The organism is Elizabethkingia argenteiflava, assembly GCF_009904105.1.
GTDB classification, from domain to species: domain Bacteria; phylum Bacteroidota; class Bacteroidia; order Flavobacteriales; family Weeksellaceae; genus Elizabethkingia; species Elizabethkingia argenteiflava.
On record NZ_JAAABJ010000284.1, the window covers coordinates 1 to 373 of the forward strand.

The 373-nt window shown below is 26.8% G+C and carries 1 protein-coding gene; it reads left to right on the forward strand.

Annotation, left to right across the window (positions count from 1 at the left end; genetic code table 11):
* On the forward strand, nucleotides 1–373 hold a 373-nt coding region (locus tag GNY06_RS02890), incomplete at both ends, for a hypothetical protein (RefSeq protein ID WP_166518724.1).

Below are 373 nucleotides of genomic sequence, written 5' to 3' on the forward strand. Positions count from 1 at the left end.
ATATAGGATACTCTTCTAATAGAACAGTTCAATCTCCAATATTTAAGCTTAATACTACTGAAACTTTAACTGTCGATGATATAAATAAAGGGGTAAGTATAAAAACAAATACTGGATTAAGTCCTGAACTTGAAGTTGTATATTTAAAAGATTATAAAGGAACATCTTATAAATATGTAAAGGAGAATAATGTTTTAAGTGAAGTACTTCTAAATGAAATTATAATTAAGCCAGATAACTTATCTATTCCTCTAGATACGTATGATGAAACTGGAAAAATCAATATAGATACTTTTGACACCTCTTTACTTTTTGTAGGAGAGCTTTATAGAGATATTGAAGATTATTCTAAAGATGATTATAGATATGGAGG